Origin of the sequence: Streptomyces sp. NBC_01190 (genome assembly GCF_045039895.1) — a bacterium.
In the GTDB taxonomy this organism is placed as follows: domain Bacteria; phylum Actinomycetota; class Actinomycetes; order Streptomycetales; family Streptomycetaceae; genus Actinacidiphila.
In genome coordinates, this window is record NZ_CP108580.1 from 983,158 (window position 1) to 1,006,766 (window position 23,609).

Sequence of the window (23,609 nt, forward strand, 5' to 3'; positions counted from 1 at the left end):
CCCGTCACATTCAGATGAATGAACGAGGAACGCCGACGTGACTGTCTGCGTCCGAGAGGACCGTAGGACTAGACCAATGCCGCGTCAACCCCCCCGGTTTCAGCAACTGAACCTGGGTTTCGGCGTGTTGTCCCGCCGGTAACACACGAGGTGCGCCCGCGTTCAGAAGTCGAACGCGGGCGCACCGGGCACTACCGCTCACCTGCGGTCAGATGAGGCTAGTTGTTGACGGTGATGGTGAAGTTGGGCGCGGTGTTCTGGATGTCCACCGCGTTGTCGCTCTCGTGCAGCCCGTTGAAGGTGACCGAGCCGACCGCCGGGCCCTGGCCCGCCTCGGGCTGCGGGTTGGCCCACAGACCGAAGCCGGACTTGGCGTCGTAGGCGTCACCGCTCTTGTGGGCGCCGGTGACGGTGATGTTGGTGAACACCGTGTCCGTGATCGGGTTGAGCGAGGTGCTGCCGTTCCACTTGGTCTGGAACATGATCCCGGAGTAGGTCGGATCCGAGATGTCCACGTTGCTGATCCGCAGCCCCTGGAGCTTGAACTCCGCGGAGTAGATCCACAGCCCCGGGAACGTCTGACCGCCCCAGAAGTGACCGCCGTCCCGCACCAGCGAGATGTTGTCGAAGGTGGTCTGCGGCGAGGACTCGAACCCGAGGGCCGGGATCCCGCCGAACTGGAGCGAACCGATGGTGATACCGGAGTACGTCAGCGTGTCCGCGATGTACAGGTTGCTGAACTTGTTGCCGCCACCGCCGTATACGGCCAGACCCGCGGCACGCCACGTGGTCTCCACCGTGAGGTTCTGGAAGGTGTTGTTCACTTCCTGATCCGAGGAGTGGTCGGTGGCGGGGAACAGCGCGAAGCTGTCGTCACCGGTCGTCCTGGCCTCGTCGTTGCTGACCAGGTTGCCACTGCTGCCGTTGGTGAGGTTGACACCGTCCGCGAAGGTGTCCCGGATCCGGAGGTTGGTGATCGTCGAGTTGTCGACGTTCGTGGCCCAGACACCGCAGATGGTGTGCTCGATCCACAGGTTGTCGATGGTGAGGTTGGAGACCCCGGTGAGGTCGAACACCTTGCCGGGACCGTCGATCCGGCTGGTGTAGTTGCCGAAGAAGGCGAACCCGGTGAAGCTCGACCCGTCGGAGCCCGACTGGAGCGAGAAGCCGCCGTCGGTGTTCTCCTGGGTCTGCGGGGTGTAGAAGCGGGTGAACCAGGGACCGGCGCCGACCACCTTGATCGCCCGTCCGTAGACGGTGAACTTGTTGGCCGTCGAGTAGTCACCGGCCGGCAGGTAGACACCGAGCTTGGTGGTGTCCTGCCGTGCGGTGTCCAGCGCGTTCTGCACGTCCTGCTGGGTGAAGCCGGCCGGCACGACGTACTTGGTCGCGTCCGGGTTGGCGACCGCGGTCGCCTGCTCGAACTGCACGAAGTCGATGTTGTAGTAGGAGGCGGTGTTCGCCGAGTCCTTCTGCAACTTGATGACATGGCCGGCCGGGACGGTCGTCCCGAGCAGCACGTTGGCCTCGTCGTAGATGTGGCGGGGGGCGCCGGAGCCGGCCGAGTTGCCCGGGCTGGTCTCGTCGCCGTAGAGCCACTCGTACTTCGGGTTGAGGGTGATCGCCTTCAGCAGGGTGCCGTCGACATAGATGTCCAGCGTCGAGGAGCTGGTGCCGTCCGGGATGTTGAAGCGTGTCACCAGGGTGTTGGTGCTGGAGCGGGTGGTGAAGGACACCGAGGAGCCGTTGGCCGACAGATTCACGGCCTTGCGTCCCGACGCCTCACCGGCGGGGTCGCCGATGGTGCGGTTCGGCCCGAGGACCGTCGCGCCGCCGCCGAGCACGCCGTCCTCCGCCTCGTAGTTGTCGTACGGCATGTTGGCGCCGCGACCCACGAAGAAGGAGAGGTTGCTGGTGTTGTTGGCCTGCTTGGTGGAGACCTCGTTGGTGTCCACGGCGATCACCGTCTTGACGGTGTACTTGCCGTTGACCGCCGTCCAACTGCCCAGGCTGACCGGTGCGCTGGTGGCTCCGGGGGCCAGGGTGCCGCTGTAGGAGCCGGTGAGCGTCTTGACGACGCTGCCGCTGGTGGCGTCGAGGATCGACAGCGTGATGCCGTGCGAGCCGCCCGCCGAGGCGACGGTGCCCTGGTTCTTGATCGCCACCGTGAAGGTGACGTTGTTGCCCGCCGACGGGTTGCCCGGCGACCAGGCGACCGGCGAGGCGACCAGGTCGGAGGTGTCGACCGGCTTGACCACGAGACCGGTCGAGCTGGTGTAGCTGTTGTTGGTCTCGTTCTGCTCGACGACCGTGTTGGCCTCGTCGACCTTGGCGGTGAGCTGGTAGGTCGCCGCGTCCTTGGCCCCGATGTTGAGCGAGGCGGTGGTGCTGGCGCCGGCCGCGAGCGCGCCGACGTTCGCGGTGCCGACCTTGGTGGTGCCGAGGTAGAAGTTGACGTTGGTCGCCGCCGACGCGTTGGTGCCGATGTTCTTCACCGTGGCGTTGAGGGTGATCGGGTCGGTCTCGATGGGCGCCGTCGGGGACGCGGTGAGCCCGGTGACCGTCAGGTCCGGGTTCGGTCCCGGTACGCCGATGACCTGGAACTCCGCGACCTGTCCGCCGCCGGCCCCGGTGTTCGAGGTGAAGGTCAGGCGGACGTCCGCGACCCGGCCGGAGACCGGGATGGTGATGGAGTTACCGGTGGACGGGTTGAAGGTGTACGCGGTCGCGGGCGAGAGCTGGGTGAAGGTGCTGGAGCTCTGCTCCCGGCCGGAGACCGCGATGGTCTGGGTGCGGTTGCCCCACGAGGCGTCCGGGTTCAGCTTGACCACCACGGAGCTGGTGTCCACGTTGGCGCCCAGGGACACGGTCAGCGTGCCGGGGTAGCCGCTGCCCTCCCAGTAGGTCGAGGTGCTGCCGTCGTTGGCGTTGGCCGCGACGAAGGTCTGCACCACGTTGTTGGCGGTGATCGGCTTGCCGACCGCCTGGTTGGTGCCCCCGGTGGGCGTGCTGCCGGTGCGGGTGACCGCGTTGCTGCTGGACGACTCGTTGCCGGCCGCGTCCTTCGCCTTCACGGTGTAGGTGACCGTGGTGCTGTCCGACTGGCTGTCGGTGTACGTCAGCACGTTGCCCGCGGTGGTGGTGACCAGGGCGCCGTTGGCGAAGACCTCGTAGCCGGTGACGGCGACGTTGTCGCTGGCCGCGCTCCAGGTCAGCTTGATCTGGCCGGAGGCCGGCTGGGTGTACGCCAGGTTGCTCGGCGCGGACGGCGCCTGCGTGTCGCCCGAGGTGCCGGTGCGGGTCACGCTGTTGCTGGCCGACGACTGGTTGCCCGCCGCGTCTCTGGCCTTCACCGTGTAGGTGACCGTGGCGCCGTCCGACTGGCTGTCGGTGTACGTCAGCACGTTGCCGACCGAGGTGCGCAGGGTGCCGTTGGCGTAGATGTCGTAGCCGGTGACGCCGACGTTGTCGGTCGACGCGCTCCAGGTCAGCTTGATCTGGCCGGAGGCCGGCTGGGTGTACGCCAGGTTGCTCGGCGCGCTCGGCGCGGTGGTGTCACCGGTGGTCGGCCCGTACACCTCGAACTCGGATATCTGGCCGGCCGGCCAGCCCGTGTTCCCGGTGATGTTGAGCCGGACGTATCGGGTGGTGACGGTGTTGAACGGGATCGTCACGGTGTTCGCCGACGACGGGTTGAAGACGTAACCCGCCGAGGCGACGATGGTGGTGAAGTTGGTCCCGTCGGTGCTGCCCTGCACGGCGAGGGTCTGCGTCCGGGTCGCCCAAGCGGTGGCCGGCGGCAGCTTCAGCACCACCTGGTTGACCGGCACCGCGCTGCCGAGGTCGACGCGAAGGGTCTGCGGGAAGGCGCTGTTGACGCTCTCCCAGTAGGTGTTCGCGTCACCGTCGACGGCGTTGCCCGAGGTGTAGACGTCGGAGTGGCCCGAGTCGAGGGTCGAGCGGTTGAGGGCGAGATTGACGGTCGAGGCGGCGGCGGCCTTGACGGTGATCTCGGAGAGCTGCGCCGTCTTGGCCGCGGAGTTGGCCGTGACGTCGGCCCGCACGAAGCGCGCCCTGGAGGCCGGGAAGGAGATCTTGACCGTATTGCCCGACGACGGCTTGAAGGTGTACTTCGCCGAGCTGGTCAGTGTCTCGAAGCTCGCGCCGTCCACACTCGTCTGGAGCGAGAGGGTCTCGGTGCGGCTGCTCCAGGAGGCCGGCACCTTGAGCTGCACCTGGTCGATGCGGGTGACCTTGCCCAGATCGAGCTGCGCCCACTGCGGGAGGCTCTTGCCCGAGCTCTGCCAGTAGGAGTTCTGGTTGCCGTCGTTGAGATGGGCGGCGGAGTTGCCGCCGTCGGTGCTGCTGGCCGAGACCGCCTTGTCGGTCGTGCCGGCCGCCGGATTCGTTCCCCCCGCGGCCGCGGCGGGGAGCGCCTGCCCGCCCAGGAACAGCAGGCTGGCAGCGATCACCCCTGCCGTCAGCCGTGGTACGGAGCGCTTCAATCTCATAGCGTCCCTCTATGTCGTTGTCCGGAAGATCAGGAGACGAACTACTCGACAATCTGGAACGTGCGGGTTGAGCAGATGAAGTTGCGCTCTTCCCATACAGATCCATCGTTATTCTGCTCATAATTTGCGCGCGTGTTGGCAGAGTGTTACAGACGCGCTACGGCGGCGTCTACGCCTCGGAAGGCAACGATTCATGTCTCGGCAAAGGAAGTCGGGCCGCCCGCCGCGGCCCCCCGGACGCCACCCCCGGGCATTCCCGTTCGGAGCGCCAGAAACGTCAGAAACATCAGAAACGCCGGAAACGTCACGAACGTCACGAACATCTAAAACATCAAAAAACGCCGCCCCGCCGGGATGGGCGGGGCGCGGGGCCCTCAAGCGGGGCGGCGCGGGGCCGCGTGGGGCCGCACGGGTCGGCGCGGGGACGGTCGGCTTGGCCGGCGGCTCAGCGGAAGAGGTCGCGGGCCGGGGTGGCGGCGCGCTGGTACACGCGGCTGCCGGCCAGGCGGCGGCGGATGAGCTGCAGCCGGGGGTGGCGTTCGTTCAGCTCGCGGGAGTAGCGGTCGAGCTCTTCCACGAGCCGCTGCGAGCGCTTGTCGACCGCCAGCTCGTCCAGGATCCGGTCCATCTCGGCGAGCAGCGCGCCGTGGAGCTGCCACTGCCGCGGGTGCCGCCGCACCCCGGCGAGCAGCATGTCGGCGACCCGGTCCCTGCTGGCCTTGCTCTCCGCCAGTGCGTGGCCCAGCCGCTCCTCCGCCTCCTCCGCGTTGCTCGCCACCTGGCTGGTGATCAGTTCGGCGAAGTTCAGGATCGCGTTGGCCACCTGGTTGAACAGCTTCTCCAGCTCCTCGGCCACCTCGTCGGTGAAGAGCGGCTCCTCGGTGCGCTTCTTGGCCAGGTCGGTGAGCGTACGGGACAGCACCCGCAGCACCACCGCGCAGATCTCCAGGGTGTCCAGGCCGGTGCGCAGCACGATCCGGTAGAGCGCGCCCTCCCGGACCCGCGGATTCCAGCGCAGGCTGTCCTCCGCCTGCCGCAAGGAGCCGTCCACCTCCGAGATCGCGTGGTCCACCGCGCGCGCCTCGTGCAGCCGGGCCGCGGCGCTCTCCACCGAGAGATGGCCGGCCACCTCGTTGCCGAGGTCGCGGAAGAGCCGGGCCATCCGGCGGGCCAGCGAGTCGATCGAGCCGCCGGCCGACTGCACCCACACCGGCGGCGCGAACAGCAGATTGAAGAGCAGGCCGACGGCGGCGCCGATCAGCGTCTCGTCCACCCGGTCCCACGCCGTGTGGGCCACCTGCTGGACACCGAGTACGAGCATCGCGCTGATCGCCACCTCGACGACGAACTCGCCGACCCGGACCACCCTGCCCACCGTGAGGGCGGTGAAGATGATCAGCCCCAGGCTCCACCAGCTCAGCCCGACGAGCGAGCTGAAGGCGGTGGCGATCAGTACGCCGATCACCACCGAGTTCACCCGCCGGATGCCGGTGGTCAGGGTGGAGTAGAGGGTCACCTGGACCACCAGCAGGGCGGTCAGCGGCGCGGTCAGCGGGGCCGGCTGCGGGGTGAGCCAGACGGCGACCTGATAGGCGATGACGGCGGCGGCGGTGGACCGGGCGATCTGGGCCGCGGCCGGCTCGGTGGTCCATCGAACGGCCTTGACCATGGGTTCTGGTACTTCGGGCATCTCATGCCCTTTCCCGCTCTGGGCGATCCGACTGCTCCGGCGCACCGTGGGCTGCGACACGCCTCCTGCCGCGGCTCCGCTCGCCGCGAAGCCGTACCAACCACTCCCTCACCCCGCTCGGGCCCACCCTAGGGTCGATCCGCGCCCCGAGGGCCGGCGGCGCGGCCCGGCGCCCCCCACCGGCCACTCGTTCGCCCGCGCGGCGCGCGGCCCGGCGGCCGGCCACCCCCGCGGCCCAGCGGCCGCCACCCCGCACCCGGACCCGCGCCCCCACCCGCGCGGCGCGCGGCGCGTCGACCCCCGGCGGTCGTTGACATGTTCGGCCTGTTTCGTTGTGATGTGGGTGCTTTCGTCCGTCACCGTCGGACGGTGCGCCCCCTCGACCCCGCCGGAGCCGCACATGCCGCACCGCCCGCCCCACCCCCGCCACGGGTCGGCCCTCAGGCGCCGGCTGACCGCCGCGTTCTCCTCCGCCGCGCTCGCGGCGAGCAGCCTCTCCGGAGCGGCCACGCTGGCCGCGGGCGCCACCGTCACCACCGCACTGGCCGCGCCGCCGGCCGCCGCGCTCGACAACGGCCTGGCCGCCACCCCGCAGATGGGCTTCAACAACTGGAACTCCACCCAGTGCCGGGCCGAGTTCAACGAGGCCATGGTCGAGGACATCGCCGACCTCTTCGTCTCGCGGGGCCTCAAAGCCGCCGGATACACCTATGTGAACATCGACGACTGCTGGGCCCGCCCGGCCCGGGACGCGCAGGGGAACCTGGTGCCCGACCCGGCGCGCTTCCCGCACGGCGTCAAGGCGGTCGCCGACTACGTGCACGCCAGAGGCCTGAAGTTCGGCCTCTACTCCAGCGCGGGCACCAAGACCTGCGACAGCAAGGGCTTTCCCGGCAGCCTCGGCCACGAGCGGCAGGACGCGGACCAGTGGGCGTCCTGGGGCGTCGACTACCTCAAGTACGACAACTGCAACAACACCGGCACCGACACCCGGACCCGCTACCGGGCGATGGGCGACGCGCTGCGGGCCACCGGGCGGCCCATCCTCTACAGCGTCTGCGAATGGGGCTCCACCCAGCCGTGGACCTGGGCGCCGGAGCTCGGCAACTCCTGGCGCACCACCGCCGACATCCGCGACTCCTGGTCGAGCATGATCGGCATCGTCCACCAGAACCAGCCACTCGCCCCGTACGCGGGCCCCGGCGCCTGGAACGACCCGGACATGCTGGAGATCGGCAACGGCGGCATGACCGACACCGAGTACCGCACCCACTTCAGCCTCTGGTCGCAGATGGCCGCGCCGCTGCTGATCGGCAGTGATCTGCGCACGGCCGACGCGGCGACGCTGGCCATCCTGCGGAACACCGATGTGATCGCGGTGGACCAGGACCCGCTGGGCCGGCCGGGCACGGTGGTCTCGGCCGCGGCCGGCCTGGTGGTGATGTCCAAGCCGCTGGCCGACGGCGGCCGGGCGGTGACGCTCACCAACGAGAACGCCACCGCGCGGACGGTGTCCACCACCGCCCAGCGGGTCGGGCTCGGCGCGGCGCGCTCCTACCTGCTCAGGGACCTGTGGACGAAGACCTGGTCCACCAGCTCCGGCGCGATCAGCGCCTCGGTGCCGGCCCACGGCACGGTGATGTACCGGGTGGCCCCGGGCGGACGCGGCCTGCCGCCGACCGGCTGAACGGACGCGGACCGCCGCCGGCCGGCCGAACCGGACCGGCTCAACCGGCGAGCGGCCCGAGAGCCCTCCGGAACGCCCAGGAGCGAGCCGCGGCACCAGGCCGACAGCGTGTCAAGATCTTGCACACAGCGAGAACCGGCATATCTCCGCTACCCGGACAAGAGCCTCAGGAAGACTTCGGTTGTCGACGCCGCGCCCACAACCCTGTGAAGCAGTGGGGCGAATCCTGTTCACTTTCTTGACGTGTCAGCAACAGCGCCGTAATCATCACAGCATCCCAGAGAGCGCTCTCTCTCCCGTCGGCGACACCCCCAGGAGACGCCGTGACTGGCAACCCCCCACGTACGTCCGGCAGATACACCCGATATACCCGATCGCTCGTCCTCGCCTCCGTCGCGGCGCTGATCGCGGCCTTCGCACTGGTGATCCTCCAGTCCCCCGCCAAGGCCGCCAACGCGCTGCTCTCGCAGGGCAAGCCGGTGACCGCCTCGTCCACCGAGAACGCGGGCACCCCGGCGAGCGCCGCGGTGGACGGCAACACCGGCACCCGCTGGTCGAGCGCGGCAGCCGACCCGCAGTGGCTCCAGGTCGACCTCGGCGCCACCTCCAGCATCGTCCAGGTCACGGTCAACTGGGAGACGGCGTACGCGAAGGCGTACCAGATCCAGACCTCGGCCGACGCCCAGAACTGGACCAGCGTCTACTCGACCACCACCGCCACCGGTGGTACGCAGACCCTCTCCGTAAACGGTTCCGGGCGCTACGTCCGCCTCTACACCACCCAGCGCGCGACCCAGTACGGCGTCTCGCTCTGGGAGTTCCAGGTGTACGGCGTGCTGGGCACCGGCGGCGGGGGCTGCTCCACCACCAACGCCGCGCTCAACAAGACGGCCACCGCCTCCTCCACCGAGAACGCCGGCACCCCCGCCTCGGCCGCGGTGGACGGCAACACCGGCACCCGCTGGTCCAGCGCGGCAGCCGACCCGCAGTGGCTCCAGGTCGACCTCGGCTCCTCGCAGAACATCTGCGGCGCGCAGCTCAGTTGGGAGTCCGCCTACGCCAAGGCGTACCAGATCCAGGTCTCGGCCGACGGCACCAACTGGACCACGGCCTACTCCTCGACGACCGGTCCCGGCGGCACCGAACTGATCACGCTCACCGGCACCGGCCGCTACATCCGGGTGTACGGCACCCAGCGCGCCACCCAGTACGGCTACTCGCTCTGGGAGTTCCAGGTGTTCACCGGGGGCAGCGGCGGCAACGGCGGTTCCACGACCGGCGGTACCACTCCCCCGCCCAGCGGCGGCACCACCGGCGGCACCAGCGGCGGCACGACACCGCCGCCCAGCGGCTCGGTCCTGCTGTCGTACAACAAGCCCGCCACCGCCTCGACTTACCAGAACGCCAACAGCTGCGTCGGCTGCACCCCCGCCAAGGCGTTCGACGAGGACCCGGCGACCCGCTGGGCCACCAGCGACACCAACGGCTGGGTCGACCCCGGCTGGATCTCGGTGGACCTCGGCGCGACCGCGCACATCACCCAGGTCGTCCTGCAGTGGGACCCGGCCTACGCCGTCGCGTACCAGATCCAGACCTCGGCCGACGGCACCAACTGGACGAGCATCTACTCCACCACCACCGCCAAGGGCTTCAAGGAGACCCTCAACGTCAACGGCAACGGCCGCTACGTCCGGATGTACGGCACCGCCCGCAGCAACGGCTACGGCTACTCGCTGTGGACCTTCGACGTCTACGGCACCGGCGGCAACCCCACCACGCCGCCCGCTCTGCCGCCGAACCCGGGCAACCCCGAACACCTGGTGTGGAGCGACGAGTTCAACGGCGCGGCCGGCACCAAGCCGGACACGAGCAAGTGGACCCAGGACACCGGCAACGGCCAGAACGGCGAGCTGGAGACCTACACCAACGGTGACAACACCACCATGGACGGCAACGGCGATCTCGTCATCGAGGCGCGCAAGGAGAGCAACGGCCAGTACACCTCGGGCCGGATCAACACCTCGGACCACTTCAACTTCACCTACGGGCACGTCGAGGCCCGGATCAAGGTGAGCGGCACGCAGGGTCTGTGGCCCGCGTTCTGGATGCTGGGCTCGAACTTCAAGACCGGCACGCCGTGGCCCAACTCCGGTGAGATCGACATCATGGAGCACGTGGGCAAGGTCGCGGACTCGGTGTACTCCACCCTGCACGCCCCCGCCTACAACGGCGGCAACGGCTACGGGTCGCCGTACACCGTCGCGGGCAGCGACTTCGCCAACGCCTTCCACACCTACGCCGTGGACTGGGACTCCAGCCACATGACGTTCTCGGTGGACGGCCACGCCTTCTTCACCGCGGACAAGGCGACGGTGGAGTCGACCAGGGGTCCCTGGGTCTACGACCACCCGTTCTACATCATCCTCAACAACGCGGTGGGCGGTGACTGGCCCGGCGCCCCGGACGCCACCACCGTCTTCCCGCAGCGGATGCTCATCGACTACGTGCGGGTCTCGCAGTAGCCGACGCGCTCAGCAGGGCGCCCCGGACCCCGCCAGGGGTCCGGGGCGCCCCCGCACCACCCGCACCCGCACCACCGGCAGGGCCCCGCACACCACGCACACACCCCGCACCTCTCGCACCCCCCACGACCCCCCACCGTCCTCATCCGGCCCGTCGGCCGTACCCGAGAGGCGATTTGATGAGTTTCGCTCGGCACCTCCCCTTCAGCCCGCCCGCCCGGCCCCCCGGCCGGCCCCGGCGGCAGGCCGCGACCCGGCGCTCCCGGGTCGCCGCGCTCGTCGGCTTCGTCCTGGTGGTGGCGCTCGCCCTGGTGGCGACCCCGCACCTGGCCGGCGCCGCCAACCCCGTGCTGCTCTCGCAGGGCAAGCCCGCCACCGCCTCCTCCACCGAGAACGCCGGCACCCCCGCCTCGGCCGCGGTCGACGGCGACCCGGGCACCCGCTGGTCCAGCGGCTTCGGCGACCCGCAGTGGCTCCAGGTGGACCTCGGTTCCAGCCAGTCGATATCCCAGGTGGTGCTGAACTGGGAGACGGCCTACGCCACGTCCTTCCAGATCCAGACCTCCGCCGACGCCGCCACCTGGGGAAGCGTCTACTCGACCACCACCGCCACCGGCGGCACCCAGACGCTGAACGTCACCGGCACCGGCCGCTACGTACGCCTGTACGCCACCGCCCGCGCGACGGCCTACGGCGACTCCCTGTGGGAGTTCCAGGTCTACGGCGGCTCCGGCACCACGTCCCCCACCACCTGCGGCACCACCACCGCGGCGGTCGGCAAACCGGCCACCGCCTCCTCCACCGAGAACGCCGGCACCCCGGCCTCCGCCGCCTTCGACGGCAACACCGGCACCCGCTGGTCGAGCGCCGCCGCCGACCCGCAGTGGCTCCAGGTCGACCTCGGCACCTCGCAGTCCGTCTGCGGAGTGACGCTCAACTGGGAGACCGCGTACGGCAAGGCGTTCCAGATCCAGACCTCGGACAACGGCACGACCTGGAACACCGTCTACGCGACCACCACCGGGACCGGCGGCACCGAGACGCACAACTTCACCGCGACCGGCCGCTACGTACGCCTGTACGGCACCGCGCGGGCCACCGCGTACGGTTACTCGCTCTGGGAGTTCACCGTCCTCACCCCGGGCGGCAGCACCACCACTCCGCCGGGCGGCGGCAACGGGAGCTGCCCGTGGGTGAACTCGACCGCGCCGGTGGCCACCCGGGTCTCCCAGCTGCTCGCGCAGATGACGCAGGACCAGAAGATCCAGATGCTGCACGGCAACGGCGGCACCCAGCCGTACATCGGGGACATGTCGGCGATCGCGTCGCTGTGCATTCCGGCGATGGGCTTCCAGGACGGCCCGAGCGGCGTCGGTGACGGCCTCGGCGGGGTCACCCAGCTGCCGGCCGCGGTCTCCTCGGCGGCGACCTGGGACACCGGCCTCCAGAAGAGCTACGGCACGGTGGCCGGCGCCGAGTTCAAGGGCAAGGGCGCGGATGTGGCGCTCGGCCCGACGATGAACATCGTGCGCGACCCGCGCTGGGGCCGGGCCTTCGAGACGTACAGCGAGGACCCGTATCTGAGCGCCCAGATGGCCACCGCGAGCATCCAGGGCATCCAGAGCCAGGGCGTGATGGCGCAGGCCAAGCATGTGGCGGTCTACAACCAGGAGACCAACCGCAACGGCCCGGCGGACAACGCGATCGTCGACAACCGCACCTTGCAGGAGATCTATCTGCCGGCCTTCCAGGCGGCGGTGAGCAAGGGCGCGTCGGCCTCGGTGATGTGCGCCTACAGCACGGTCAACGGCGTCTACGCCTGCCAGAACGCCTATCTGCTCAACAACGCCCTCTACCAGCAGGCCGGTTTCGGCGGCTTCGTCACCAGCGACTGGGGCGGCGCGCACTCCACCGTCGACTCGGCCAACAACGGCATGACCATCGAGATGCCCGGCGGCTACTTCTACGCCGACTTCCTCTCCCAGGCGCTCGCCAACGGCTCGGTCAGCCAGGCGACGCTCAACACCATGGTCAGCCGGGTGCTGACGCAGATGTTCGCCTTCGGTCTCTTCGACCACGCCAAGACCGGTGACCGCAACGCGGTGGTGACCTCCGCCGCGCACCAGGCGACCGCCCGTCAGGTCGCCGAGCAGGGCAGTGTGCTGCTGAAGAACACCGGGATCCTGCCGCTGTCCACCGCGAGCACCCACTCGATCGCGCTGCTCGGCCCGGACGGCGGCGCGGGTGTCCGCAGTGTCGGCGGCGGCAGCGCCACCGCGACCAGCTCCGGCACGGTCTCGCCGCTGACCGCGCTGCAGAACCGGGTGGCGGGCACCGGCGCCACCGTCACGTACAACGACGGCACCGACATCAACGCGGCCGTCACCGCCGCCCGCAACGCCAACGTGGCCGTCGTCTGCGTCGGTTACGGCGAGAACGAGGGCTCCGACCTCAGCACCATCGATCTGTCGTCCCAGCAGAACCAGTTGGTCCAGCAGGTCGCGGCGGCCAACCCCAACACGATCGTGGTGCTCAACACCGGCTCCGCGGTCACCATGCCCTGGCTCGGCCAGGTCAAGGGGGTGCTGGAGGAGTGGTACGGCGGCCAGGAGGTCGGCAACTCCCTCGCCGCGCTGCTCTTCGGCGACGTCAACCCGTCCGGCAAGCTGCCGGTGACCTTCCCCAGCTCCCTGAACGACGTGCCGGCGCACACCACCGCCCAGTTCCCGGGCAACGGCACCAACGTGCAGTACAGCGAGGGGCTCAAGGTCGGCTACCGCTGGTACGACGCGCAGAACATCACCCCGCTGTTCCCCTTCGGGTTCGGCCTGTCGTACACCTCGTTCTCCTTCTCCGGACTCCAGGTCGGCGGCTTGGACGGCAGCGGCAACGCCACGGTGAGCGCGACCGTCACCAACACCGGCGGCCGGGCGGGAGCGGAGATCGCCCAGCTCTACGTGGGCGACCCCGCCGCCACCGGTGAACCCGCCAAACAGCTCAAGGGGTTCCAGCGGGTCGACCTCCAGCCGGGCGCGAGCGCGAAGGTGACCTTCACCGTGAGCGCGCACGACCTGGCGTACTGGAACACCTCGGGCAGCAACTGGACGACGGCGGCGGGCGCTTACCAGATCATGGTCGGCGACTCCTCGCGGAACCTGCCGCTGACCGGAACGCTCACCGTGTCCACCGCCATGACCGCCAAGACGGTGGACGCGGCGGCCACCCAGGCCGCTTCCGTGACGGTGGCCAACCCGCACGGTATGAGCAGCCCGGCCCGTCGGGCGGTCCAACTGCCGATCAGCGCGCGGACGTCGGTGACGGGCCAGCAGCTGGCCTTCACCGCGACGGGGCTGCCGGCGGGTCTGTCCATCAGCTCCTCCGGGGTCATCTCGGGTACGGCCACGGCCACCGGTACCAGCACGGTGAGCGTGACCGCCACCAACGGCCGCGGCGCGAGCGACACGGCCACCTTCGTCTGGACGGTCACCTGAGCCCGGGGTGACCGCGCCGGACACCCGGTGACGAGGTGTGCGGGCCGGCTCCGGCCGGCCCGCGCACCGCACAGATGTCTGCCTCCCCGTGAGTGATGACGGCTCCCCACGGGGAGGCAGGCGCATGTCCGCCCCATGTCCGCCCAGGCCCGTTCGGCGGCACCCCCCGGCTCCCGGCGGGCTCGCGCGGGGCCATCGGAACGGGTCGGCCGAACGGCGGATCGGCGCAGGTCAGCGCGGCTATGGGCCCGTCAGGCGGCGCTCCTGCCGGACCGGCCGGCCACGGCGGCAGAACGACTCTCCGATGGACAGCCCTTAATATTGACCGGTTGTCTTGTTTCTGCTGGCGCGTGCGGCGGCCGGGGAACGACGAGAGGGGAGCGCATGAGGGTGACGGTGCGGACCGGCACGATACGGGACGAGGGCCGTCCAGCAGAAGGGCTCGCCGGGCCGTCGGAAGAGCTCGCCGGGCTTGGCGCGGACCGGGCCGACACGGACCGGCCCGGCGCCGACCGACCGGCCGACGCGCCGCGCGCCCACTTCCCCGGACAACCCGCCGCCGCCCCCCGCACGCTGCTCGACGTCCTGGACGCCACCGTACGGACCCACCCGCACGAGCCGGCCCTCGACGACGGCCGCACCGCGCTCAGCTACCGGGCGCTGGCCGGCGAGGTCGAGGCGCTGCGCCGCCGTCTTTCCGCGGCCGGGATCGGGGCGGGCGACCGGGTGGGGGTCCGGGTGCCGTCGGGCACCAACGACCTCTACATCGCGATCCTGGCCGTCCTGGCGGTGGGCGCCGCCTACGTACCGGTGGACGCCGAGGACCCCGACGAGCGCGCGGACCTCGTCTTCGGCGAGGCGGCGGTCGGCGCCGTGCTCGGCGCGGACCGCGCCCTCACCGTCACCGCCGCCCGGCGGACTCCCACCGCCCACGCCGCCCCCCGGCGCCCGGTCCCCGGGGACGACGCCTGGATCATCTTCACCTCCGGCTCCACCGGGCGGCCCAAGGGCGTCGCCGTCACCCACCGCAACGCGGCGGCCTTCGTCGACGCCGAGGCCGCGCTCTTCCTCCGCGAGGAGCCGATCGGCCCCGGCGACCGCGTGATGGCCGGCCTCTCGGTCGCCTTCGACGCGTCCTGCGAGGAGATGTGGCTCGCCTGGCGCAACGGCGCGTGCCTGGTCCCGGTGCCGCGCTCCCAGGTCCGCGAGGGCGGCGACCTGGGCCTGTGGCTCGCCGAGCAGGAGATCACCGTGGTCTCCACCGTCCCCACGCTGGCCGCGCTCTGGCCGGCCGAGGCGCTCATCGAGGTCCGGCTGCTGATCTTCGGCGGCGAGGCGTGCCCGCCGGAGCTGGTCGAGCGGCTGGTCACCGAGGGGCGGGAGGTCTGGAACACCTACGGGCCCACCGAAGCGACCGTGGTGGCCTGCGCCGCCCTGCTGACCGGCGAGGGCCCGGTCAGGATCGGCCTGCCGCTGGACGGCTGGCAGCTCGCCGTGGTGGACGACGCGGGGATGCCGGTGGCGATGGGCGGCACCGGCCAGCTCATCATCGGCGGGGCCGGCCTCGCCCGCTATCTGGACCCGGCGAAGGACGCCGAGAAGTACGCGCCGCTGGAATCGCTCGGCTGGCAGCGCGCCTACCGCAGCGGCGACCTGGTGCGGGCCGACCCCGAGGGACTGGTCTTCCTCGGCCGGGCCGACGAGCAGATCAAACTCGGCGGCCGGCGGATCGAGCTGGGCGAGGTGGACGCCGCGCTCCAGGCGCTGCCCGGCGTGGCCGGCGCGGCGGCGGCCGTGCGGACGGCCAAGCGCGGCAACCAGCTCCTGGTGGGCTACGTGGTGACCACCGGGGAGTGGGACCGGGCCGCCTCGGTGGCGCAGCTCCGGGCACAGCTCCCCGCCGCGCTGGTGCCGCTGCTCGCCCCGGTCGACGCGCTGCCCACCAGGACCTCGGGCAAGGTGGACCGGGCCGCGCTGCCCTGGCCGCTGCCGAAGAGCGCCGAGCCGGCCGGCGGCCAGGACGGCGCCGAGCCGGCCGAGCGGCTCACCGGGACCGAGGCGTGGCTGGCCGGACAGTGGGCCGAGATCCTCGGCGCGCCGGTCCTCGACGCCCGGGACGACTTCTTCGCGGTCGGCGGCGGCAGCCTCGCCGCCGCCCAGCTCACCACCCTGCTGCGGACCCGCTACCCCGGGGTCTCGGTCCTCGACATCTATCAGCAGCCGACCGTCCGCAAGCTGGCCCGGCTGCTGGACGCCTCGGTCGGCGAGCAGCGCGAGCCGCGCACCGTCGCGCCGGTCCCGGCCCGGGCCAAGGTCGTCCAACTGCTGGCGCTGCTGCCGCTGTTCACCCTCGCCGGGCTGCGCTGGACGGTCGGGCTGCTGGCCCTGGGCAACGTCCTGCGCTGGTTCGGCGGCTACCCGTGGGCGCCCACCGCCTCCTGGTGGCTGGTGGCGGCGGGCGCGGCGCTGCTCTTCAGCCCGCCGGGCCGGCTCGCCATCGCCGCCGGCGGGGCGCGGCTGCTGCTGCGGGGGGTGCGCCCCGGCAGCTACCCGCGGGGCGGCAGCGTCCATCTGCGCCTGTGGGCGGCCGAGCGGCTGGCGGAGTTCAGCGGGGCGACGACGCTGTCCGGGGCGTGGCTGATCCGCTACGGGCGCGCGCTCGGCGCCCGGATCGGGGCGGACGTCGACCTGCACGCGCTGCCGCCGGTCACCGGTCTGCTCAAGCTGGGCCGGGGGTGCGCCATCGAGGCCGAGGTGGACCTGTCCGGCTACTGGCTGGACGGCGACCGGCTGGAGATCGGCTCGGTGCGGGTCGGCTCGGGCGCGGTGGTCGGAACCCGCAGCACCCTGCTCCCCGGCGCCCGGGTCGGCAAGCGGGCCCAGGTGGTGGCGGGCTCCAGCGTCACCGGGCAGGTGCCGACGGGACAGCGCTGGGCGGGCGCGCCCGCGGTGAAGCTGGGCCGGGCCGAGGGCCGGTGGCCGAAGCAGCGCCCGGCCCGCCGGACCGGCTGGGCGCTGGCCTACGGCGCCAGCGGCCTCGGTCTCAGCCTGCTGCCGGCGGTGGCCGGGCTGGCGGCGGTGCTGGTCGCGGGCTGTGTGGTGCCCGCGGGCGGCGGCCTCGGCGCCGCCGTACGGGGCGCGCTCATCGCGCTGGTGCCGGCCACCCTGGCGTTCGGTGTCGCGTACGCGACGCTGCTGCTGATCGCGGTCCGGCTGCTGAGTCTGGGGCTGCGGCCGGGCTGGCATCCGCTGCACAGCCGGGTCGGCTGGCAGTCGTGGACGGTGAGCCAGTTGATGGACGCCGCCCGGGAGATGCTCTTCCCGCTCTACGCGGGGCTGATCACCCCGGTGTGGCTGCGCGCGCTCGGCATGAAGGTGGGCAGCGGGGCGGAGGTCTCCACGGTGCTCGCGCTGCCGAGCCTCACCACCGTCGGTGACGGCGCGTTCCTCGCCGACGATGTGCTGGTCGCCCCGTACCAGCTCGGCGGCGGGTGGCTGCGGATCGGCCCGGCCGAGATCGGCGAGCGGGCGTTCCTCGGCAACTCCGGGATGACCGCGCCGGGCCGCGCGGTGCCGGACCGGGGCCTGGTCGGTGTGCTGTCCGCCACCCCGAAGAAGGCCAAGGAGGGCCGCTCCTACCTGGGGATGCCGCCGGTGCGGCTGCCGCGGTCGGCCGACGACGGAGACCAGAGCCGTACCTACGAGCCGCCGACCCGGCTGGTCCTCGCCCGCGGGCTGGTCGAGGTGTGCCGGGGGGTGCCGGTGCTCGCCTCCGCGGGCCTGGCCGTACTGACCCTGGCCGTGCTGGCGCGGCTGGCCGAGGCCGTGCCGCCGGTCTGGGCGGCGCTGCTGTCCGGCCCGGTGCTGCTGGGCGCGGGGGCGGTGGCCGCCGTGGTGTCCATCGCCGCCAAGTGGCTGCTGGTGGGGCGGTTCCGGGCGGTGGAGCGGCCACTGTGGAGCGGCTTCGTCTGGCGCAACGAGCTGGCCGACACCTTTGTGGAGGTGCTCGCGGTGCCGTGGCTGGTCGGTTCGGTGCCGGGCACCCCGGTGATGAACGGGTGGCTGCGGGGTCTGGGCGCGAAGGTGGGCCGGGGTGTGTGGTGCGAGAGCTACTGGCTGCCGGAGGCGGACCTGGTCACCCTGGGTGACGGGGTGAGCGTCAACCGGGGCTGTGTGCTCCAGACGCACCTCTTTCACGACCGGATCATGCGGATGGATACGGTGGTGCTCCACCAGGGCTCGACGCTGGGTCCTGGCGGCATCGTGCTGCCGGGTAGCGAGCTCGGGGCGCGCAGCACGCTGGGACCCGCCTCGCTGGTGATGCGCGGGGAGTCCATTCCGCCGGACACCCGGTGGCTGGGCAATCCGGCGGAGGCGTGGCCGGACCAGGGATGAGCGACCGAAGCAGGCGGGTGCACCGTTGAGTCAGAAGCAGGCGGCGGCGCCGGGCGTGGATCCGTACTTCCCCGGCAGCGGCGATGTCCGCTACCGGGTCCACCGCTATGAGCTGGCGCTGGACTACCGGCCGGCCTCCAACCGGCTCAAGGGCACCGCCCGGCTCGGCGCGGTGGCGGGCGAGGCGGCGCTGCGGGAGTTCTCGCTGGACCTGGCGGCCGGTTTCCGGCTCGGCGGGGTGTCGGTGGACGGCCGGGACGCGCACTACGCCCACCGGGCGGGCAAGCTGCGGATCCGGCCGGCGAAGGCGCTGGAGCCGGGCGCGGCGTTCACCGTGGAGGTGCGGTACACCGGCAATCCGCAGCCGGTCCGCAGCCAGTGGGGCGGTCTCGGCTGGGAGGAGCTGACCGATGGCGCGCTTGTGGCCAGCCAGCCCGTCGGCGCGCCGTCCTGGTACCCGTGCAACGACCGTCCGGCGGACAAGGCGTCCTATCTGATCTCGGTCACCGCGCCCTCGTCGTACACCGTGGTGGTCGGGGGCCGGCTGCTGGCCAGCACCGTCCGGGCGAGCAGCACCACCTGGGTGTACGAGCAGCCGGCCCCCACCTCCAGCTATCTGGTGACCGTCTCCATCGGCCGGTACGAGACCGTCCGGCTCACCGGCCGCACCTCCGGCTTCGATCCGCGACGGCCGGTGCCGCAGACCGCCTATGTGCCGGTGCCGCTGCTGTCGGAGTTCGCCACCGACTTCGGCCGGCAGACCCGCATCATGGACTTCTTCGAAGATGTGTTCGGTCCATATCCCTTCGAGGAGTACGCGGTGGTGGTCGCCGACGAGGAGTTGGACGTACCGGTCGAGGCGCAGGGCCTTGCCACCTTCGGCACCAACCACCTCGGCGGTGAGCGCCGCTCCGAGCGGCTGGTCGCCCATGAGCTGGCCCATCAGTGGTTCGGCAACAGTCTGTCGATCGCCGACTGGCGGCACATCTGGCTCAACGAGGGCTTCGCCAAGTACGCCGAGTGGCTCTGGTCGGAGCATGCCGGCGGCCCCACCGCCGCCGCGCACGCCGCCGCCGCGCACGCCTGGCTGACCCGGCAGCGGCAGGATCTGCGGCTCGACGACCCGGGACGCCGGCTGATGTTCGACGACCGGGTCTACGAGCGGGGCGGGCTGGCGGTGCACGCCCTGCGCCTGGCGCTCGGCGAGGGCGCGTTCTTCCGGATGCTCAAGGGCTGGACGGTCATATACCGCCATGGGACCGTGACCACCGCCGGTCTCGCCGCGCACGCCCAGCAGTACACCGCGCGCCCGCTCGACGGTTTCTTCGACACGTGGGTACGGAACACCGCGCTGCCGCCGCTGCCCGCCCGCCGCCGCTGAGCGCCCCGCACGCCCGCACGCCAGGTCCCGACCCGACCCGGCCCTGCCTTGACTGGACCGATACCCGGGCCGAGACTTGAAAGAGGTCTTGGGGGGTGTTCCGCGCATTCGGCGGTATACGGTGCCCTGGATTGTGGACGGCCCTCGGCCATCGTAGCGCCCGGATACCGGAACGGCGAGGAGCAGAGATGATCACTCAGGAGACGGTCGACCGGATCAGGCATTTCGAGGATTCCCGATTTCCGGTGGTGTCGGTCTATGCGCGGGTCGAAGTCGATCCCTCTCGCCGCAATGGCTTCCGCACCCGTCTCAACGGTCTGCTCAACGAGGTCCGGGCGAAGGCCGATGACACCTCGGTCGACCACGACATCCGCATGTCGCTGCGCGCGGACATGGTGAGGATCGAGGAGGCGGCCGGGCGGGAACGCCCCGACCCCGGCACCGTCGCCTTCTTCTCCTGCGCCGGCCGGGACTTCTTCGAGGAGGTCGCGCTGCCCCGCCCGGTGCGGGACGGAATATTCCTCGACGCGACCCCGTGGATACGCCCGCTGGTCGCCACGCTGGACGAATACCACCGCACCTGCGCCGTATTGATCGACAAGAGCCGGGTGCGCGTCTGGGAATTCCATCTGGACGAGATGCGCGAGATCGAGAAATCCCGTGACCCGCGGTTGCGGAAACCGCACCACCGTACCGCGGCCACCCTGGTCGAGAGTCATGTCCGCAATAAGGCGGACGAGTTGAGCAAACGCCACTACCGGCGGGTCGCGGCCATGCTGGACGACCTGTTCCGGGACGGCGGATTCGAACTGCTGGTGGTCGGTGGCCCCGCGTTCGAGGTGCCCGCTTTCGCCGCGTGCCTCTCCCGTGAGGTGCGGAGCCGGATCGCCGGTACGTTCACCGTCGATATGGACAGCGCCACCCCGGCCGAGGTGCGCGAGCAGGTGTCGGCGATCGTCGGCCGGTTCGATCGCGCCGAGGAACGGCGGCTGGTCGACGAGGCGATGGAGGCGGCGGCGACCGGCCGGCCGGTCGCGCTGGGGCTGCCGGCCGGGCTGTGGGCCGGCTCGGTGGCGGCGGCGCGCACCCTGCTGGTTCAGGAGGGCGAGGTGGCGCCCGGTGTGGTCTGCGACCAGGACGGCTGGCTGGCCCTGACCGGCGAGACCTGCCCCTTCTGCGGCCAGGCCGTACGCAAGACGCCTGACGTCATCGACGAACTGGTGGCCGCGGTCATCGCCGAGGGCGGCAGCGTCAACCATGTGGCGGCTGACACCCGGCTGAACGGGCAGGTCACCGCCGCGATGCTGCGCTTCCCGCTGCCGGCCGGACCCGGCATGGAGCAGTGAGCCCGCACCGATCCTCGGCCGGCTCAGGGCCCGGCGGTCAGCCGTCCGCGTTCGAAGAGCAGGAAGAGCAGCGCCAGCGAGGGGGCGATCAGTACCAGCGCCGCGATCGCCACCCCGATCAGCACCCACAAGGTGGCGTCGGGTGACGCGGCGTCGTTGATGGACAGATGGGTCCCCAGCAGGAGGGGGTACTGCGCCACGCCCCAGCCGCCGACGACGGCCGCCACCGTGAGGATCGCGGCGGGCCGCAGCGGACGGTACGCGCCGGTGAGCAGCAGCCAGATCATGGTGAGACCGCCGAGCGCGGCGAGGACGAGCAGCCCGAGACCGCGCGAGGCGAGCCCGTCGAACAGCCGCCGGGCGTCGGCGCGCAGGACGAAGACGCCCGCCACGCTGAGCAGACCGGCGCAGGCCGCGGTGGCCAGCGCCCGCCGGCGGAAGTACTCGGAAAGGTGGGCGTCCCCGTCGCGCTGGGTGTCGGCGGTGAGGAAGACCGCGGCCAGATAGGCGCAGACCAGCACGGCGAGCACCCCGCCGAGCGCCGAGGTGGGGTTGAGCCAGCTCGTCACCGGGTCGCCGTCCCCGCGCGAGGGCACCCGGCCGGACGCGATGCCGCCGGCGATGCTGCCGAAGCAGTAGGGCGTCACCGCCGAGGAGGCCGCGAACGCCACCCCGAACAGCCGCCGGTGGGGCGTGTGTTCGGTGACCTTCCGGAAGGCGAATCCGGCGCCGCGCAGCACGATGCCGAGGACGGCCAGGCCGAGCGGGACGTAGAGCGTCGTGGTGATCGCGACGAAGGCCCGCGGGAACCCGGTCCACAGCAGGACGAGGCAGTAGATCAGCCAGGTGTGGTTGGCCTCCCAGACCGGTCCGATCGACAGGTCGATCGCGTGCCGCGGCTCTTTGCCCCGCTCGGCGCCGCCGGCTGTCAGGTCCCAGAATCCGGCGCCGAAGTCCGCGCCCCCGAAGACGGCGTAGGCGACGACACCGACGAACATGATGACCGCGACCGCGTTGGCCATGTCTACCGCCCCTCCGCCGTCTTCCCGGTGTGCCCGGCGATTCCGGGGTCCCCGGCGTGCGCGGGGTCCGCGCCGGCCGGTGGCCGGTCGGGACCGCCGTACGGGACGTCGACGCGTTCGTCGCCCCCGGAGTGCCAGCGCCTGCGCATCGAGAGCAGGACGAGCACGGCGCCGGTGCCGACGGCGGTGTAGATGGCGAGGGAGGCGGCGAAGAACGGCCAGAGGTTGCCCTGGGTGGTGACCGCGTCCCTGGTCAGCAGCACCCGCACCACCGTCCAGGGCTGCCTGCCGACCTCGGTGACCACCCAGCCGCACTCCAGACTGGTCAGCGCGGCGAGCCCGCTCACCGCCGAGCAGCCCAGGAACCAGCGGTTGGCCGGCACCGCCTCGCGCCGGCGCCACCACAGCCAGGCGTACCACGCCACCAGGGCGAGCAGGGCGAAGGAGAGCCCGACCATGATGTCGAAGGCGAGGTGGACGACGCTGACCGTCGGGCCGTCGGGCCGTACGTCGGCGGGGATGGCGCCAAGGCCGGTGATCCGGGTGGCGGGGCTGAAGCCGGCGAGCAGCGAGGCCGCGTCGGGGATCTGGAGGCCGTAGCGCACCCGGTTGTCGATCAGCACCCCGAGCAGGGTCTCCGGGACATGGGTGTCGGTGGCCGGGACCATCTCGAGCGCGGCGAACTTCCGCGGCTCGTCGTTGAAGACGGCGCGGGCGATGAAGTCCCCGATGACGATCTGGGCCGGCACGGCCGCGCCGCCGACCAGGAACCCGATCAGGAACCCGTTGCGGTGGTAGCGGTCGCGCCGCCCTCTGAGCAGCCCCACCGCGTAGACGCCGGCCACCATGAGTCCGGCCACGATGTAGGCCGCGAAGAGCATGTGGATGGCCTCCAGCCAGAAGGCGCCGTTGAAGAACACCCGGGCCGGCGAGATGTCCACCACCCGGCCGCCGCGCAGGGTGAATCCGCCGGGCTGGTTCATCCAGCTGTTGGCCGCGATGACGGAGGCGGTGCCGCCGACGCCCGACAGGACGACGGGGACGCCGGTCCAGAAGTGCGCCCACGGCGGCAGGTGCTTCCAGCCGTAGATGTAGATCGAGACGAAGATCGCTTCGAGGAAGAAGAAGATGCCCTCGATGGTGAAGGGAAAGCCGAAGGCCGCGCCGTACTTGCCCATCAGTCCCGGCCAGAGGATGCCGAGTTCGAAGGTGAGCACGGTGCCGGAGACCGCGCCCACCGCGAAGAGCACCGCCGCCACCTTCGACCAGCGCTGGGCGAGCAGCATGGCCTGGTCGTCGCCGTGCCGCAGCCCGCGGTAGTTGGCGACGAGCATCAGGGTGGTCAGCGCCACTCCGAACGGCACCAGCACGATGTGGAAGCCGAGGGTGAAGGCCATCTGCTCGCGGGCCGGGAGGAGTTGCGACGGATCACCGGCCGACGCCAGGGTCCGCAACGCGGTGGCGGCTGGGTGCGGAAAGGGCGGCATCCCCGCATCCTTCAGCGGTCGCGGCGGCCGATGCCCCCCGCGCGGCGGCAAAGCACCCGACGCCACCCGATCGGCCC

At 71.3% G+C, this 23,609-nt stretch carries 9 protein-coding genes and 1 pseudogene; 6 read left to right on the forward strand and 4 right to left on the reverse strand.

Annotated features, from left to right (window positions below; all coding sequences use genetic code 11):
- Positions 1–218: 218 nt before the first annotated feature.
- Positions 219–4,511: a discoidin domain-containing protein gene (locus tag OG519_RS04235; RefSeq protein ID WP_405578820.1), complete on the reverse strand. Its 4,293-nt coding sequence runs from the start codon at positions 4,509–4,511 to the stop codon at positions 219–221.
- A gap of 445 nt (positions 4,512–4,956) precedes the next feature.
- Entirely contained in the window at positions 4,957–6,201 is a 1,245-nt protein-coding gene (locus tag OG519_RS04240; protein WP_405578823.1) for an FUSC family protein, read from the reverse strand.
- Positions 6,202–6,601: 400 nt separating this feature from the next.
- On the opposite strand from OG519_RS04240, the pseudogene OG519_RS04245 reads away from it, so the two are divergent.
- The 6 genes and pseudogenes from OG519_RS04245 to OG519_RS04270 form a co-directional block, all read left to right on the forward strand.
- Positions 6,602–7,867 (forward strand): annotated as a pseudogene (locus OG519_RS04245) (glycoside hydrolase family 27 protein); the annotation flags it as partial.
- A gap of 344 nt (positions 7,868–8,211) precedes the next feature.
- Positions 8,212–10,410, forward strand: a complete 2,199-nt coding sequence (locus OG519_RS04250) for a discoidin domain-containing protein (protein ID WP_405578826.1) — start codon at positions 8,212–8,214, stop codon at positions 10,408–10,410.
- A 179-nt stretch (positions 10,411–10,589) separates the two neighbouring features.
- A complete protein-coding gene (locus OG519_RS04255) occupies positions 10,590–13,901 on the forward strand; it encodes a glycoside hydrolase family 3 C-terminal domain-containing protein (RefSeq protein ID WP_405578829.1) in 3,312 nt (1,103 codons plus the stop codon).
- A 384-nt stretch (positions 13,902–14,285) separates the two neighbouring features.
- Positions 14,286–18,296: a Pls/PosA family non-ribosomal peptide synthetase gene (locus OG519_RS04260; RefSeq protein ID WP_405578831.1), complete on the forward strand. Its 4,011-nt coding sequence runs from the start codon at positions 14,286–14,288 to the stop codon at positions 18,294–18,296.
- A gap of 25 nt (positions 18,297–18,321) precedes the next feature.
- Entirely contained in the window at positions 18,322–19,677 is a 1,356-nt protein-coding gene (locus tag OG519_RS04265) for a M1 family metallopeptidase (RefSeq protein ID WP_405578834.1), read from the forward strand.
- Between the two features lie 188 nt (positions 19,678–19,865).
- The gene (locus OG519_RS04270; RefSeq protein ID WP_405578836.1) at positions 19,866–21,023 is read left to right on the forward strand and encodes a hypothetical protein; all 1,158 of its coding nucleotides are present in this window, start codon (positions 19,866–19,868) and stop codon (positions 21,021–21,023) included.
- 23 nt (positions 21,024–21,046) lie between these two features.
- Here the strand turns inward: OG519_RS04270 and OG519_RS04275 are convergent, their stop codons facing one another.
- Entirely contained in the window at positions 21,047–22,045 is a 999-nt protein-coding gene (locus tag OG519_RS04275; RefSeq protein WP_405578838.1) for a cytochrome d ubiquinol oxidase subunit II, read from the reverse strand.
- Between the two features lie 2 nt (positions 22,046–22,047).
- A complete protein-coding gene (locus OG519_RS04280; RefSeq protein ID WP_405578841.1) occupies positions 22,048–23,532 on the reverse strand; it encodes a cytochrome ubiquinol oxidase subunit I in 1,485 nt (494 codons plus the stop codon).
- Positions 23,533–23,609: the final 77 nt, after the last annotated feature.